The following is a 14,855-nucleotide window of genomic DNA, read 5'->3' as shown; positions in this document are numbered from 1 at the left end:
ATTTAAACTATTTAAATTTCGTCCGCAACTGGCTTGTCGCCGCTCTGGACTTCGATGCCGCGGAGGTTCCCGTCGATCGTGCGCAGCAGCTTCAGCAGCGTGCGGACATCCTTCTCGCTCAGCCCGTCGAGCGCCTGGCGCTCGCTGAGATCGCAGGCCTGCGTGATCAGCCCGAGCGTTTCCCGCCCGGCCTTGGTAAGATCGACGACGGTGAGGCGGCCGTCATGGTTGTCGGGCCGGCGCTCGACGAACCCTTGCGCCTCCAGCCTGCCGATCGTGCGCGTCATCGTTGGCGCCTTGACGCCGAGGCGCGCCGCAAGCGCGCCGGCGGTCATCCCCTCGCCCTCGGCGAGCGCCAGCATCACGCCGTCCTGGCCGGCATAGAGCCCGCTGGAGAGAAGATTGCGGGAAAGCACTGTGCGGATCGAGCGCGCGGCCTGGATGATCGCGCCGGACACGTCCGTCGCCCCCACCGGAGCATGGTGCTTTTTCTTGCCCTTCTCCTTCTTCTCGTCCTTCTTTTTCTTGCCCATGCATCCTCGCCGATCTTGTTTCGCCGCCGTCACCCTGTATGACAGAGGCGACCCGTTGGCGACAAGACCACCGAAGGAAGAGGCCCATGCACGTCCGACCTGCGCGACGCTGGCAGGACAATGATCCCTCGCTGGCGCCGCAGGCGCGCAAAGGGTGGATCGCCGTGCTCCCGCTCGGCGCGCACGAGGGTCACGGCCCGCACCTCCCCCTTGAAACCGACTGGCTGATTGCCGACGCCCTGGTCGAGCGCGTGATCACCGACCTGCCCACCGAACTGCCGGCGACGTTCCTGCCGACGGAAAAGATCGGCTATTCGCCCGAGCATCTCGACGTCCCCGGCACGAAGTCGCTGTCCTACGAAGAGGCGATCGGACGCTGGTTCTCCATTGCCGAGGATCTGTCGCGCTCAGGCATCAAAAAGTTCGTCATGCTCAATGCGCATGGTGGAAACTCCCCGCTGATGACGATCGTCGCCACCGAAGCGCGGGTTCGCCTCGGCATGCTGGCGGTAGCCACGAGCTGGACCCGGTTCGGCCAGCCGGAAGGCTGGATCGCCCCGCAGGACAAGGCGATCGACATTCATGGCGGCGACATCGAGACCTCCGTCATGCTCGCGATCCATCCCGAACGGGTCGACATGGGCAGGGCGCAGCGCTTTGCCTCGCGGCAAGCCGAATTCGCCGAACGCTTCCGGCACTTGCGCGCCTACGGTCCGCATGCCTTCGGCTGGAAGATGTCCGATCTCAATCCGCAAGGTGTGGCCGGAGACGCCTCGGCGGCGAGCGTGGAAAAAGGCGAGCGACTGCTCGCCCACGCCGTTTGCGGCATCGTCGAACTGCTGGAAGACGTGGATGCCTTCGACGTCACGCAGCTGCGCTGATCGAGGTCGTGCGCACCGGAACGCCGATCCGAACCGTGTTTGCATATCGCACTCCCGAAAGCCGCCGCCGGCAGTGAATTGAGAATCGGAATTTGCGCTGGCTGTTGCGATCTCCTATATCAGTCGCCAACCGGATGCCCGAGGCATCCCCGCCATTCGTCCGAGGTTCCCATGACCGAAACTGCTTCCGCCAAGCCCATCCCCGTCACCGTGCTCACCGGCTATCTCGGCGCCGGCAAGACGACGCTCCTGAACCGCATCCTCACCGGCAACCACGGCAAGAAATATGCGGTCATCGTCAACGAGTTCGGCGAAATCGGCATCGACAACGACCTGATCGTCGAGTCGGACGAAGAAATCTATGAAATGAACAACGGCTGCATCTGCTGCACCGTCCGCGGCGACCTGATCCGCGTCGTCGAGGGCCTGATGCGCCGGCCCGGCCGCTTCGATGCCATCATCGTCGAGACGACAGGCCTTGCAGATCCCGTTCCCGTCGCCCAGACGTTCTTCATGGACGACGACGTGCGCTCCAAGACCGAACTCGACGCGGTCGTCGCCCTTGTCGATGCCAAGCACCTGCCGCTGCGTCTGAAAGACAGCCGCGAGGCCGAGGACCAGATCGCGTTCGCCGACGTCGTACTGGTCAACAAGACCGATCTCGTCACCCCGGAAGAGCTGGCGACCGTCGAGGCGACCGTGCGCGCCATCAACCCCTCGGCCCGCATCTACCGCACCAGCCGGTCGGACATAGACCTGAGCAAGGTGCTGGACCAGGGCGCGTTCAATCTCGAGCGCGCGCTGGAGAACGATCCGCACTTCCTTGATCACGATCACCCGGACCACGTCTGCGGTCCCGACTGCGGCCACGATCATTCGCACGATCACGACGGCCACCATCATCACGACCATGACCACGATCACCACCATGATCATGATCACGGCCATCACCATCATGACCACGGGCCCTCGCCCATCCATGACGTGACGGTGCAATCGATCTCGCTGCGCGGCGGCGAGATGAACCCGGATCGCTTCTTCCCGTGGATCCAGAAGATCACCCAGACGGACGGTCCGAACATCCTGCGCCTGAAGGGCATCATCGCCTTTGCCGGCGACGAGGAACGCTATGTCGTCCAAGGCGTGCACATGATCGTCGAGGGCGACCACCAGCGCGCCTGGAAGGACGGCGAGAAACGCGAAAGCCGCCTCGTCTTCATCGGCCGCGACCTCGATCGCGAGAAGATCGAACGGACGTTCAAGGCCTGCGAGGCAGCCCAGGCATGACGCCGAAGAGTGTGCAGCGTTTCCGCGACGACATCTTGCCGAAGAAAGGCAAGAACTGATGCCCACTGTCGCCCCCCTCGATCTTGACGGCCACGTCGTCGCCACCGCTTTCCTCGGCGATGTGCCGTTCTTTGCGACAGCGATCGGCGCGATCCACCGCCTCGACCACGGCCACAAGGTCACCGAGGCCAATGACGGCCTGCTCGCCTGCGTGCGCGCCGAGGCGAGCGATACGCTCGTCACCGGCGGCGAGGACGGCAAGGTCTTCAGCATCGCCGCCGACGGCACGGCCACGCTTCTCGCCGAGGTGCCACGCAAGTGGATTTCGGTCGTCGCAGCCGGCCCCCAGGGTGCCGTGGCCTTTGCCGAGGGCCGCACCACGCGCGTCCGCCTCGCCGACGGCACGGTGAAGGAATTTGCCGAAAGCCGCACGGTCGAAGGCGTCGCCTTCGCGCCAAAGGGCCTGCGCATCGCGGTCGCCCGCTACAACGGCGCGACCCTGCACTGGGTCGCAACGGCCGGACAGCCCGTCGATCTCGAATGGAAGGGCGCCCATACCGGCGTCACCTTCTCCCCCGACGGCCGGTTCCTTGTCACCAGCATGCAGGAAAACGCCCTGCACGGCTGGAAACTCGACACCAAGCCCGGTGCGGACACCCGCCACATGCGCATGACCGGCTATCCTGCCAAGGTGAAGTCGATGTCGTGGTCCGCCAAGGGCAAGTGGCTCGCCTCGTCGGGCGCGCCTGCCGCGATCGTCTGGCCCTTTGCCTCCAAGGACGGCCCGATGGGCAAGGCGCCGCTGGAGCTCGGCACCCGCGGCGACGTCATGGTGACCGCCGTCGCCTGCCATCCGGTGGAGGAGGTCGTCGCAATCGGCTATTCCGACGGCATGGTCATGGCCGCCCGCTTCTCCGACAGCCGCGAGGTCCTGCTGCGCCGGCCCGGCAAGGGCGCCGTCTCATCGCTCGCCTGGAGCAAGAACGGCAAACTGCTTGCCTTTGCCAGCGAGGCGGGAGACTGTGGCGTGGTCGATATCGCCGGCTGAGATCCGGACGCTTTCAGGAGGGGCGCGGCCGCATCGCCACCCCCCCCCGACAAATCGGAACGCAGGAACGAGTGAGATGAGCGGGAATGCGCTGAACGCCGCAGAACGTCAGGCGGACCAGGCCTTGCAGGCCCGGTCGTCGCAGGCAAATCATGCGCAGGCCAGCCACACGCACAATAGACCGGAAGGCCCCGTGTGGCAGGTTATCAGGGCCGAGTCGGAAGCCCTGGCCAGCCGCGAACCTATGCTGCGTTCGCTCATGCAGCCGGTCCTCCTCGCCGCCTCGGGCGCGGACATGCTCGTCCGCGTCCTTTCCTCTCGTCTTGCTTCAAGCAATGACGGACGGGACATGCTGCAGGCGCTTCTGGGCAACGTCCTCGACGGCGAGACGCTGGCGGCAGCGGAGGCCGATATCGCCGCTGTCGTCGCTCGCGATCCGGCATGCCCCGGCCCCGCGCACGTGCTCCTGAACCTCAAGGGGTTCCAGGCCCTTCAGGCCCACCGCCTTGCCCATCGCCTCTGGAACGCCGGCCGTCAGGTATCGGCGTGGCAGATCGCCAGCCAGGCGGCGCTTGCATTCGACGTCGACATCCATCCCGCCGCGCGCATCGGCTCCGGCGTCATGCTGGACCATGGTTCCGGCATCGTCATCGGCGAAACCGCGATCGTGGAGGACGACGTCTCGATGCTGCAGGGCGTGACGCTCGGCGGCACCGGTCGCGAGACGGCCGACCGTCATCCCAAGATCCGGCGCGGCGTCATGATCGGGGCTGGCGCGGAAATCCTCGGTAACGTCGAAGTGGGCACCTGCAGCAAGGTGGCAGCCGGCAGCGTGGTGCTTGCCGACGTGGCGGCCCGGACGACGGTTGCCGGCGTACCGGCAAGGACCGTGCGCATCCACGACCGGAATGAAGTTCCCGCCGAGGAAATGACGCAGGACGTTCTCTGAGGCTCTCCCTCGGCGCGAAGGTCCTGCCGGCAGAAGAGCAAGGAGCGCGCGATGGTGGCATCGGTCAAGCCTTCCCTGATGTTCCAGGGAAAAGCGGAGGAGGCGATGACCTTCTACGCCTCTCTCTTCCTCAACTGCGCGATCGATGAAATCGTCCGTTACGGGCCGAACGAATCCGGCGCCGAGGGCAGCGTCGCCACGGCGCGGTTCCACATTGGCGACCAGTCCCTTCTGTGCATAGACAGCCCGGTCGACCACCCGTTCTCCTTCACCCCCGCCTTCTCGCTCTTCCTCGAATGCGAATCCGAGGCGCAGATCCGCGAGATCTACGCCGCCCTCTCAGAGGGTGGCGAGGAGCTCATGCCGCTCGGGAACTACGGCTTCAGCCGCGAATTTGCCTGGGTCAACGACCGCTTCGGCGTTTCCTGGCAGCTGAACCTGAGATAAGGCCCGGCCCGGCCGGCTACCATTCCAGTTCGAGATGCGGCCTGCCGTTCGAGGTCTTCGCCGACGTCCGCCCCGTCTCGTCGACGGTGCAGTTGACGCGTTGGCGGAAGGCGGAGAAGCTTTCGAACGTCACCACGTCCACCGGCTCGTCGAAATGCAGCGTCAGGCGAAATTTTCCAGGCTGCCCGGTCAGGGCCTGCACGCCCAGCACCTTCGCATCGAAGGGTTGGCCGAGGTAGTGGCCGCGAACGCGCGAGCCGAGCTGCCAGGGATCGAACGGCGGCCGGTTGCCGAGGGCGGCGTGCAGCGTGTTCCAGTCGCGGTATCCATATTGGGCGGCGATCAGTTCCAGCGCACGGGAATGGCTGATCGTCTGGCCATCGGCGGCAAAGCGCTCGCGCAGCCGTCTGGCTTGACCTTTCAGGCCGTCGAGGGAGGGAAGCGGCGTCGACAGACGCATGGAGGTGCTCCAGGTTCCGCATGCTCTTGGGTCGGAGGGGTCCACATTGCCGCCGGTTCGCATGCCTTGAAAGCTGGAAAACCGTTCAGGATTACGAGAGGCTTCACCAAAGCTTGCGCTTGCGGACGGCAGGGGCTCTCACCCTTGGAACCTTCACTACTCCGGCATGCGGCCGACTGTCAAACGCGAACCCTGCCTCCCTTTGTCAGGTGGGAGCCGCCCCGGAAGAACCCGTGGGATGCGATCACCTGTCCGCCTTCGCGCTCGCGTGCCGCTCACCGTCGAGCCGCAAGATGAGGCTCATAACGGGGAACGTCAGCTCTGCGTCGCCCCGACGATATCGGCCAGCAGGGCATGCAGGTCGTCGCGGTAGCCGCTACGCGCCGACGGCGCATTCTCTTGCGACGTCATCACCACGGTAAGTTCGAGTTCCGGCACGATATAGAGCATCTGTCCACCGTAGCCCCAGGCAAAGTGCACCCTCCGGCCACCGATCGCGCGCTCGAACCAGCCATAGCCGTAGCCGTCATTGGAAAAGCGGGAGTTGGTCCGCGATTGCCATGACTGGTGCACCCATTCTTCCGGAACGATCTGCCGGCCCTGCGGTGTGCGCCCGCCGTTGCGGTAAAGCTCGCCGAATGCCAGCAGCGAGCGAGCGCTCATCGCCATCTGGTTGCCGCCGAGATAGATGCCCTGCGGGTCCCGCTCCCATGCGCCGATGCGGAAATCCTCAAGCGGCGCGAGCCATTCCCGGGCCAGCATCAGCGTCGGCTTTCGGCCGACCTTCGTCAGGATCGCCGAGAGAAGATGCGTCGAGGCCGTCGAGTAGAGCATCGCCCCGCCCGGCTCGTCGACGAACGGTGCGGCCAGCGCTGTCCGCACCCAGTTGCTGCTGGAAACCCAGCGCCCGTAATTCGAGCCCGACATCCGATCCAGCCCCGCCTGCATGGACAGGAGGTGCCCGATCGTCACGCGCGCAAGCCGGGGATCGGGATTGGCGGGCAGATCCGATTTCAGGATCGGCGCGATCGGCTGGTCGACGCCCTGCAACAGCCCGCGGTCGATCGCAATTCCGACGAGAGCGGAAACGATCGATTTAGACGCCGACTTGATATTGGTGCTGTCGCGGGTCGTGTGCCCGCGATATCCGCGTTCGGCGATGATGCGGCCGTTTTGCGCGACGATGACGGCCTTCAGCGGCGCAAGCGCGCCGGCCTCGGCGAGCGCGCGCGAAAGCGCAGCCTCGTCAATCTCCGGCAAACCCGGTTGTGGCGGCGGCGGCGCCTCCACCGCCCGTGCGAACGGGGCGGCAAAGACGGAAAGCGACAGGGCGACGACCAGCGATCTTCTTTTCATGTCCCCGACGTAGTGCGCCCGCCGGCAGATTTCCCGACCTGCAGCCGGTGATCACGCGCATTTTACAATGCCCGTGATCGCTTTATTGACGGGAGACCGCCCGCAATCTCCCCGATGCGGCGGACGGCCCTCCCCTACCGAGGCCCGTCCTAGAAGCGATAGGTTATACCGGTGCCGATCAGCCAGGGATCGAGCTTCGCCTTGCCCGATAGCGGCGCCCCGTCGAGCTTGACCTTCCATTCCGGCTCCAGGAACAGCTTCTTGACGTCGAAGTTCACGCCCCAGTGTTCATCGATCATATAGTCGAAGCCGACCTGGAGGGCGGCGCCGAACTCGTTCTTGACGTCGAGGTCCGAAAACGCGCCCTTTCCGGACTGGTTGTAGAACAGGGTGTAGTTCACACCCGCGCCCACATAGGGCTTGAACGCGCCGAAGTCGGTGAAGTGGTACTGCAGCGTCAACGTCGGCGGCAGCAGCCAGGTCTTACCGACCTTGCCGAGCGCGTCGATCGAGCCGGCCGCGTCGATATTGGCATAGGTCGTGCCGAGGATCAGTTCGGCCGCGATGTTGTTGGTGAAGTAGTAGGTGATGTCGAGTTCCGGGACGATCGTGTCGCTGTAGGACAGATCCGAACCGCTGATGCCGTTGACGTGACCGGAATTGTTGGTGATCACGCCGAGCGCGCGCAGACGGATCTGCCAGGGGCCGAGCGCTTCGACGTCTGCCGCGACCGCTTCTGCGGCCGGCGCCGGCGTCAGGTCGGCCGCCGTCGCCGCCTGCCCGATCGCCGCGAGCGCCACAGCTGCAAAAAGGCTCAGGGAACGGGTCAGGGTATTGGGCATCTCTTCTCTCCTTGATCGATGAACGGCAGCGGAACATGCCGCTGCCACACCGCCACTATCGGCGGCCGCGCAAGGAGGAGTTGAGATGGATCAATAGTTTAACGAGTGCGCACGGAAATTCCGCGCGCGCTCGCGGCCGTTGCAACTATGTCACGGCACCGGGCGAGCCGGCCTGTCTCAGGCCGCCTTGCGCAGTTCGTGGCCGAGACGCCGGCCGGAGGCGACGAGCATGCCTGCCGCGCCTTCCAGCCAGCCGTCCTTCAGCTCCAGCGCCAGGAAGCGATGGCGCTCGAACGGGCCGGGCATGACGAGATGGGCGGTCTTGCCGGCAAAGAAGCCGAAGCGCTCGTAATAAGGCGCGTCGCCGACGAGCAGCACCGCGCCGTGGCCGCGGCTAGCAGCCTCGGTAATCGCAGCGCGCATCAGCGCACCCCCGATACCCTTGCCCTCGTGGTCGGGATCGACGGCGAGCGGGCCGAGGAGAAGTGCGGGCACGGGATTGCCGGAAGCATCCACGCCCGCTTCGACGTTCCACAGCCGCACCGTGCCGATGACATGGCCGTCACCGTCGCGCGCGACGAGCGCCAGCCCCTCGGCGGGCAACCGGCCGCGGCGCAGCTTCTCGGAGGACTTGCGGAAACGCCCCTCGCCCATGGCGCGGTCGAGCAGGCGCTCGCGCGCCACCACGTCGCCGGCGTTTTCCCGGTCGATTGCGAATGCGGACTGCGCGAAGAACGCGCGAACAGAACCAAGAACAGTGGCCATCCCGGCCTCCCGAACTTCAATTGCCGCCACCAGCGGTCATCGGATCTCAAATTGTGAGTGGCGCTCCCGCCTGCCGCGGGAGCCGCCTCGATCGGTTCAGATCACGTAGGCCTTCAGCGGCTCGAAACCGTTGAAGGCGACGGCCGAGTAGGTCGTCGTATAGGCGCCAGTGCCCTCGATCAGCACCTCGTCGCCGATCGAAAGGGTGATCGGCAGCGGGTACATGTTCTTCTCGTAGAGCACGTCGGCCGAATCGCAGGTCGGGCCGGCAAGCACGCAGGGCTGCATCTCGTCGCCGTCGCGCGCGGTGCGGATCGGGTAGCGGATCGCCTCGTCCATCGTCTCGGCGAGACCGCCGAACTTGCCGATGTCGAGGAACACCCAGCGATGGGCGTCGTTATCCGACTTCTTCGAAACCAGCACCACTTCCGCCTTGATCACGCCGGCATTGCCGACCATGCCGCGGCCCGGCTCGATGATCGTCTCCGGGATGTGGTTGCCGAAGTGCTTCTTCAGCGCGCCGAAGATCGCCTGGCCGTAAGCCTCCGCGGAGGGCACGTCGCGCAGGTACTTGGTCGGAAAGCCACCGCCCATGTTGACCATCTTCAGCTCGATGCCCTGCTTGGCCAGCTGCACGAAGACGCGCTTGGCGTCGGAGAGCGCCGCATCCCAGGCGTCGAGCTTCGTCATCTGCGAACCGACATGGAACGAGACGCCGTAGGAGACGAGGCCGAGCTGGTGAGCGTAGACGAGCACGTCGACGGCCATCTGCGGCACGCAGCCGAACTTGCGCGACAGCGGCCATTCCGCACCCTCGCCGTCCGTCAGCACGCGGCAGAAGACGCGCGCGCCGGGAGCCGCACGGGAAATCTTCTCGACTTCCTCATGGCAATCGACGGCGAAGAGGGAGACCCCCAGCGCATGGGCGCGGGCAATGTCGCGCTCCTTCTTGATCGTGTTGCCGAACGAGATGCGGGCAGGCGTCGCGCCGGCATCCAGTGCCATTTCGATTTCGGCGACGGACGCGCAATCGAAATTGGAACCCATGCTCGCAAGAAGACGCAGAAGTTCCGGCGCCGGATTGGCCTTGACGGCGTAGTAGATGGCGCTGTCGGGCATCGCGTGGCGGAACGCCTTGAAGTTGTCGCGCACGACGTCGAGGTCGACCACGAGGCACGGGCCGTCGGGACGTCGGGTGTTCAGGAAGTCGATGATGCGTGCAGTCGCCATGTCAGTATTCCCCATGATCCAGCGCTCCGGAAAAACCGGAGGACAAAGGGCATACGCGAACACGCTATGGTACCAGCCGGTGGAGACCCCGGAACCAAGCATGCGCATATGCGCGAACGGTGAACCTGAGCCCGCCTAGGCTCGGATTCGGCTTTGTCTGCCATGGATTGGAGGGGGTGATCCCAACCGCACTTCCGGCAATGAAGGTGTGCCTCTTCAGTAACCCCGGCTGATGGAAAGCCGGCAGACACCAGAAAGGCCCGCACCGTCGTTGCTTCAAGATGTCCTCGCATTTCCCGGTTGGCCGGAATAGCGACTGGAGCGGTTAGTTCCAGGTACCTTACCGATGACCTCACCTTAGGGATTGCTCCCAGTTCGAGGGTCGGCGGACACCCACAGGCACGTGCGACTTTGGGCAAGGGGGAGATAAGAAGATTCCCTGTCGCAATCAAGAGTTTTTTGAAGCCGCTATTGAAAATTTTGGGCTATCCCACGACATTCCGAAGGCTGCGCAAGCTAGAACAGGATTTGCATGGATACGTTGACCCGCATTCGCGCCTATATCGACGTCGTCGATGCAGAAGGCTTCTCCGCCGCCTCCCGCAAGGTCGGCAAATCCAAGGCGCTCCTGTCCAAATATGTGCGCGAGCTGGAAGACGAGCTCGGCGCGCTGCTTCTGAACCGCACCACGCGGCAATTCTCGATGACGGAGGCGGGCCACACCTACTATCGCACCGCCTCGGAGATCCTCAAGGAAATCGACAACCTTGCAGATCTCGTGCGCGAGAAGAACACGGACCTGAAGGGCAAGCTGAAGATCTCCGCACCGCGCACCTTCGTCGATGCCGAGATCGGTCAGTCATTGATCGACTTCGGCCGCGAGCACCCGGAACTGTCGCTGGAGATCGTCTCCGACGATCGCTTCGTCGATCTGGTCGAGGAAGGCTTCGACGTCGCGATCCGCATCACGCGGCTGGAGGATTCCACCCTCATCGCCCGCAAGCTCGGCGACTTCTACCTGAAGATCTGCGCCTCGCCGCAGTTCCTGGAAAAGACCGGGCCGATCGCGCACCCGTCAGAACTCTCGCGTTTCCCCTGCATCATCGACACCAATGGCAAGTCGCACAGCAACTGGCGCTTCATCGATGCCAAGGGCACGAATTTCAGCGTTCCCGTCAGCGGTCACATTGAAGTGAACAGCCCGACGTCGGCCGTGCGCGCAGCCGAGAGCAGCCTCGGCATCGCGCAGGTGCCCGAGTTCGTAGCGCGAAACGGCATCGATTCCGGCAGGCTCATCGCCATTCTCGACGATTTTCTGCCCGCCGACCGCGGTATCTACGCGATCTATCCCCACCGGCGTTATCTTCCGGCAAAGGTCCGCACCTTCGTCGACTTCCTGTACAACTGGTTCAAGAAGTATGGTGACGCGGCGGCAGCGCGCACCTGAACTGCTTGCGCAACCGTTCGCCCGGCCGCGAAGTCCTAATTCCGGCCCATTTACGCTACATTTGATGGCGAATCGAAAAAGCTGCCCTCGACAGGAAGCGTTTGCCCATGAAACCCGCCCCCCTCCTGCTAGCTGGCGCCGCATGGCTCCTGCCTGCTGCGGCCTTTGCCCATCCCCATATCTTCGCCGAGGCCAGGCTGGAGGTTGTCGCCGGCGAGGATGGAACGGTTTCGGAGATGCGCAACGTCTGGCGGTTCGACGAGATGTTCTCGTCCAGCGTCGTGCTCGACTTCGACAAGAACGGCAACCTGCAGCTCGATCCCGACGAGCTGGCCGAAGTAGGCCAGACCGTGCTGGAGTCGCTTGAGGAGTTCAGCTACTACACGACGGTCTCGGAGGACGGGAAGGATGTGAAAGTCACCAAGCCCAGCGCGATCAATGTGGACTTCAAGGACGGCCAGCTCCTGATGTTCTTCTCGCTGAAGCCGGCGCAAGCCATGCCGCTGAAAGGAAAGCTCACTTTCGGCGTCTACGATCCCACGATGTATGCCTCGATGGATTTCCCGACCGACGAAAGCATGGTCGTCATCGGCGACAAGTTCGCATCCTGCAAGCATCAAGTGGTTCGCCCAGACCCGGACGAGGTGCTGGCACAGAACGAGGGAACCCTGACGGATGCCTTCTGGAACGACCCGACGGGAACCGACATGTCCAAGCTCTTCGCAACCCGGCTGGAGGTGACATGCTGAAGAACCGGAACGCCCGGCGCATCGCCGTCGCCGTAGCCCTGCTCGTCGTCGCGGGTCTTGGCGTGGCACATGCCCAGTCGCCGCTCGGCATCGGCAGCGCGGAACCGTCCTTCCAGACGACCGGCCTGTTCGGCGGCTTCTTCGCCTGGGTCAATGCAGAGCAGCAGGCCTTCTACCGGCTGCTGACCGGCGCATTGAAGAACATGCGCGAAAATCCTTGGGCCGCTTCCACGCTCGTCGGCCTCTCCTTCGCCTACGGGGTCTTTCATGCCGCCGGCCCCGGCCATGGCAAGGCGGTGATCTCCTCCTACATGCTCGCCAACGAAATCGAGCTCAAGCGCGGCGTGTTCCTGTCCTTCCTCTCGTCCCTGCTGCAGGGCGTCGTTGCGATCCTGCTTGTCGGCGCTGCCTATCTGCTGCTGCGCGGCACCGCGATCTCGATGACCCAGGCGACGCAGACGCTGGAATCGATAAGCTACGCACTGATCGCCGCGTTTGGCGCCTGGCTTCTCTACCGCAAGCTCTGGCGGCGCGGCCCTGTCGTTGTACGGGAAGGGGCGCTGGCTGGCGCCGGTTCCGCCTCTTCGCACGCGCATGCAGATCACGGGCATCATCACCATGACCATGTGCATCACGGCCATCACGGGCATTCGCACGGGCCGGGAGACGTCTGCTCCACCTGCGGCCATGCCCATGCCCCGGATCCGGAACTCCTGAAAGGCGATCGCTTCGCGTTGCGCGAAGCCTGGTCGGCGATCGTCGCCGTCGGCCTGCGCCCCTGCTCGGGCGCGCTGATCGTGCTGTCGTTCGCCCTGTTGAACGGCCTCTATCTCGGCGGCGTGCTCTCGGTCTTTGCCATGTCGATCGGCACGGCGATCACCGTGTCGATCCTTGCGACGCTCGCCGTCACGGCCAAAGGGGCGGCGATGCGCTTTGCCGGCAGCGAGAACGCGGCCCTGCGCGTCGGCAGCGCGATCGAAATTCTGGGCGCCGTTCTGGTGCTCGCGCTCGGGCTGATCCTGCTCGGCGCCTCGCTGCAGGCCTGATTGGGCCGGTTGCCGACAGAGGAACGGGTTATTCGCGTCCGCGCTGATAGCGGGCGCGCAGCCAGAACAGCAGGAAGAAGGCGAGCACCAGGATTGCGGCCAGCGAGGCCGACAGCCAGGGTGAAATGCTGGCGAGCGAAATCATCACGTTCGGCAGGATGAAGAAGACGATACCCGTCACAAGCAGGATAACGGCCGCAGCGATGGCGGCGGAGCGGCCGCTCTTGTCATTCGACCCGGTCACGATGCCTCCTTCCCGCTGAATTCCGAGCGGAAGTCTTCCAGCCGCCGCTTCTGCCTGCCCTGCGCGTCGAAATTGTCGGGCGATAGCCACGCCTCGAACGCGCGGGCGACGACCGGCCACTCGCTGTCGATGATGGAAAACCACGCGGTATCCCGGTTCTGTCCCTTGGACAGCATGTGCTGGCGAAAGACGCCTTCGAAAGTGAAGCCCAGCCTTTGCGCCGTGCGCTTGCTGGCTTCGTTCAGGTTGTGGCACTTCCACTCGTAGCGGCGATAGCCCAGATCCTCGAAGACGTGCCTGGCGAGAAGATAATGGCCCTCGGTCGACAACGGCGAACGCGCCATCGCCGGCCCATGCGCGATCCCGCCGATCTCGACGACGCCATTGGCCGGATCGGGGCGCATGTAGTTGGCCATGCCGACGACCTTGCCGCTTGCCTTGTCGCGGAAGATCTCGGTGACCCAGCCGCCCTTCTGGACGGCTGAGAGCCACGCGTCGAAATCCTCGATGCCGCCAAAATCGTTCTGCGCGAAATAGGTCAGGAGCGGATTGATCGCCATTCCGCCAAACGCATCCCACAGGTCTTGCAGGTGCGCTGTCCGATCATAGGGCTCGATCCTGACGAAGCGCCCTTCGAGCACGACGGGCGCCGGTGCCGGGCAGCCTTTCCAGTCCTTCAGGTCGCGCATTCCATCCTCCCGTCGCCGTAGCCATGCCCCGGCCGTTGCGCGACCGAGGGCAATAGAGCCATAGGACAGAGGGCGTCCACAGACAAATGCAAAGTGGTGATGGGTCCGATCAGGCCCAGGGGCCGGCGGGAGCCTTCGCCGAGGAAACCGTCGCCTCGATATGATCGACCAGCGCGTCCGGCAGAGCCAACCGGCCGGCAAGCAGGTCAAGATAACCGCGTTCGGCACGGCTATTGGGCTCGATCGTCAATCGCGAGGCCGTGTACAGCTCGACGCGCTGCTCTTCGGTCTTGGCTGCTGCGACGATGCTGTCGAGATCGACCGGGTTGGCAAGTTCCTGCTCGAGGAAGGAAGCGGCATCGCCGCCGATACCCGACACCTTGAGCTTGTCGACGATATGCGCGCGTTCGCCGTCGTCGATGTGGCCGTCGGCACGCGAGGCCGCAATCATCGCCCGGACCAGCGTCAGGGCGAAATCGTCGCTGACGGTCTCGGTCGCAAACCCCGAATTCGAGGGCGGCGGCAGCAGTTGGGGTTCCTTCGGCGCCGCCTGGGCGGCATCCGCCGGAGACTGACCGTTCTTGTAGTTCTTGTAGGCCTGATAGCCCAGGCCGGCGATCGCGGCGAGCCCGCCGAGCTTCAGTGCGCCGCCCGCGACCTGCCGGCCGCCGCTCGTGCCGAGCAGGATGCCGGCAATCGCGCCCGCCGCCAGCGGATTGTCCTTGGCCATCTGGCCGACCTGGCCGGCCCTTTCGCGAACGGTGCCGCCGGCACCGGGAACCTGCGATCCGAGAAACTGATCCAGCAACTTCTTCGCATCAAACATCGCATTTACTCCCTTGCCGTGATGACGTCGGATTGAGACATAGGAATGCGACCGCG

General features: G+C 64.6%; 17 protein-coding genes. 8 read left to right on the top strand and 9 right to left on the bottom strand.

Annotated elements, in window-relative coordinates; translation table 11 throughout:
* Nucleotides 1–11 precede the first annotated feature (11 nt).
* Nucleotides 12–533: a MarR family winged helix-turn-helix transcriptional regulator gene (locus tag CRO48_RS05515; protein WP_097137094.1), complete on the bottom strand. Its 522-nt coding sequence runs from the start codon at nucleotides 531–533 to the stop codon at nucleotides 12–14.
* Nucleotides 534–619: 86 nt separating this feature from the next.
* Here CRO48_RS05515 and CRO48_RS05510 point away from each other — a divergent pair, with 86 nt between their 5' ends.
* From CRO48_RS05510 to CRO48_RS05490, 5 genes are all read left to right on the top strand, one after another.
* Nucleotides 620–1,414, top strand: a complete 795-nt coding sequence (locus tag CRO48_RS05510) for a creatininase family protein (protein ID WP_097137093.1) — start codon at nucleotides 620–622, stop codon at nucleotides 1,412–1,414.
* Nucleotides 1,415–1,585: 171 nt separating this feature from the next.
* Nucleotides 1,586–2,701, top strand: coding sequence for a CobW family GTP-binding protein (locus CRO48_RS05505; protein WP_097137090.1), 1,116 nt, complete (start codon nucleotides 1,586–1,588; stop codon nucleotides 2,699–2,701).
* Between the two features lie 58 nt (nucleotides 2,702–2,759).
* Entirely contained in the window at nucleotides 2,760–3,749 is a 990-nt protein-coding gene (locus CRO48_RS05500) for a WD40 repeat domain-containing protein (protein WP_097137088.1), read from the top strand.
* A 76-nt stretch (nucleotides 3,750–3,825) separates the two neighbouring features.
* On the top strand, nucleotides 3,826–4,698 hold the full coding sequence (gene cysE / locus CRO48_RS05495) for a serine O-acetyltransferase (protein WP_097137086.1): 873 nt from the start codon (nucleotides 3,826–3,828) through the stop codon (nucleotides 4,696–4,698).
* Nucleotides 4,699–4,749: 51 nt separating this feature from the next.
* Nucleotides 4,750–5,145, top strand: a complete 396-nt coding sequence (locus tag CRO48_RS05490; RefSeq protein WP_176526661.1) for a VOC family protein — start codon at nucleotides 4,750–4,752, stop codon at nucleotides 5,143–5,145.
* Nucleotides 5,146–5,161: 16 nt separating this feature from the next.
* Here the strand turns inward: CRO48_RS05490 and CRO48_RS05485 are convergent, their stop codons facing one another.
* The 5 genes from CRO48_RS05485 to odc2 all read right to left on the bottom strand — a co-directional run bounded on the left by CRO48_RS05485 (nucleotide 5,162) and on the right by odc2 (nucleotide 9,798).
* A complete protein-coding gene (locus CRO48_RS05485) occupies nucleotides 5,162–5,605 on the bottom strand; it encodes a glyoxalase superfamily protein (RefSeq protein WP_097137084.1) in 444 nt (147 codons plus the stop codon).
* A 315-nt stretch (nucleotides 5,606–5,920) separates the two neighbouring features.
* Nucleotides 5,921–6,961, bottom strand: a complete 1,041-nt coding sequence (locus CRO48_RS05480) for a serine hydrolase domain-containing protein (RefSeq protein WP_097137082.1) — start codon at nucleotides 6,959–6,961, stop codon at nucleotides 5,921–5,923.
* A 149-nt stretch (nucleotides 6,962–7,110) separates the two neighbouring features.
* Entirely contained in the window at nucleotides 7,111–7,803 is a 693-nt protein-coding gene (locus CRO48_RS05475; RefSeq protein ID WP_097137080.1) for an OmpW/AlkL family protein, read from the bottom strand.
* 177 nt (nucleotides 7,804–7,980) lie between these two features.
* Entirely contained in the window at nucleotides 7,981–8,568 is a 588-nt protein-coding gene (locus CRO48_RS05470; protein WP_097137078.1) for a GNAT family N-acetyltransferase, read from the bottom strand.
* Nucleotides 8,569–8,664: 96 nt separating this feature from the next.
* On the bottom strand, nucleotides 8,665–9,798 hold the full coding sequence (odc2, locus tag CRO48_RS05465; RefSeq protein ID WP_097137075.1) for an ornithine/lysine decarboxylase: 1,134 nt from the start codon (nucleotides 9,796–9,798) through the stop codon (nucleotides 8,665–8,667).
* A 532-nt stretch (nucleotides 9,799–10,330) separates the two neighbouring features.
* Here odc2 and CRO48_RS05460 point away from each other — a divergent pair.
* The 3 genes from CRO48_RS05460 (at nucleotide 10,331) to CRO48_RS05450 (ending at nucleotide 13,040) form a co-directional block, all read left to right on the top strand.
* Nucleotides 10,331–11,245 carry a LysR family transcriptional regulator gene (locus CRO48_RS05460; RefSeq protein ID WP_097137073.1) on the top strand — a complete coding sequence of 305 codons (915 nt, stop codon included), beginning with the start codon at nucleotides 10,331–10,333 and terminating at the stop codon, nucleotides 11,243–11,245.
* A 107-nt stretch (nucleotides 11,246–11,352) separates the two neighbouring features.
* Nucleotides 11,353–11,994 (top strand): DUF1007 family protein, encoded by a 642-nt coding sequence (locus CRO48_RS05455; protein WP_097137071.1) that lies wholly within the window; start codon nucleotides 11,353–11,355, stop codon nucleotides 11,992–11,994.
* Nucleotides 11,988–13,040, top strand: a complete 1,053-nt coding sequence (locus CRO48_RS05450; RefSeq protein WP_097137069.1) for a nickel/cobalt transporter — start codon at nucleotides 11,988–11,990, stop codon at nucleotides 13,038–13,040. Before CRO48_RS05455 ends, CRO48_RS05450 begins: the two co-directional genes overlap by 7 nt.
* Before the next feature lie 28 nt (nucleotides 13,041–13,068).
* Here CRO48_RS05450 and CRO48_RS05445 read toward each other — a convergent pair whose 3' ends face one another.
* From CRO48_RS05445 to CRO48_RS05435, 3 genes are all read right to left on the bottom strand, one after another.
* A complete protein-coding gene (locus tag CRO48_RS05445; RefSeq protein WP_097137067.1) occupies nucleotides 13,069–13,284 on the bottom strand; it encodes a hypothetical protein in 216 nt (71 codons plus the stop codon).
* A complete protein-coding gene (locus CRO48_RS05440; RefSeq protein ID WP_097137065.1) occupies nucleotides 13,281–13,973 on the bottom strand; it encodes a GNAT family N-acetyltransferase in 693 nt (230 codons plus the stop codon). Before CRO48_RS05440 ends, CRO48_RS05445 begins: the two co-directional genes overlap by 4 nt.
* A 109-nt stretch (nucleotides 13,974–14,082) precedes the next feature.
* On the bottom strand, nucleotides 14,083–14,799 hold the full coding sequence (locus CRO48_RS05435; RefSeq protein ID WP_097137063.1) for a tellurite resistance TerB family protein: 717 nt from the start codon (nucleotides 14,797–14,799) through the stop codon (nucleotides 14,083–14,085).
* Nucleotides 14,800–14,855: the final 56 nt, after the last annotated feature.

The sequence above is a fragment of the Rhizobium subbaraonis genome, assembly GCF_900220975.1.
Lineage (GTDB): Bacteria > Pseudomonadota > Alphaproteobacteria > Rhizobiales > Rhizobiaceae > Mycoplana > Mycoplana subbaraonis.
The sequence above is the reverse complement of the archived record's forward strand: the minus strand, read 5'-3'. Positions and strand labels throughout refer to the sequence as shown.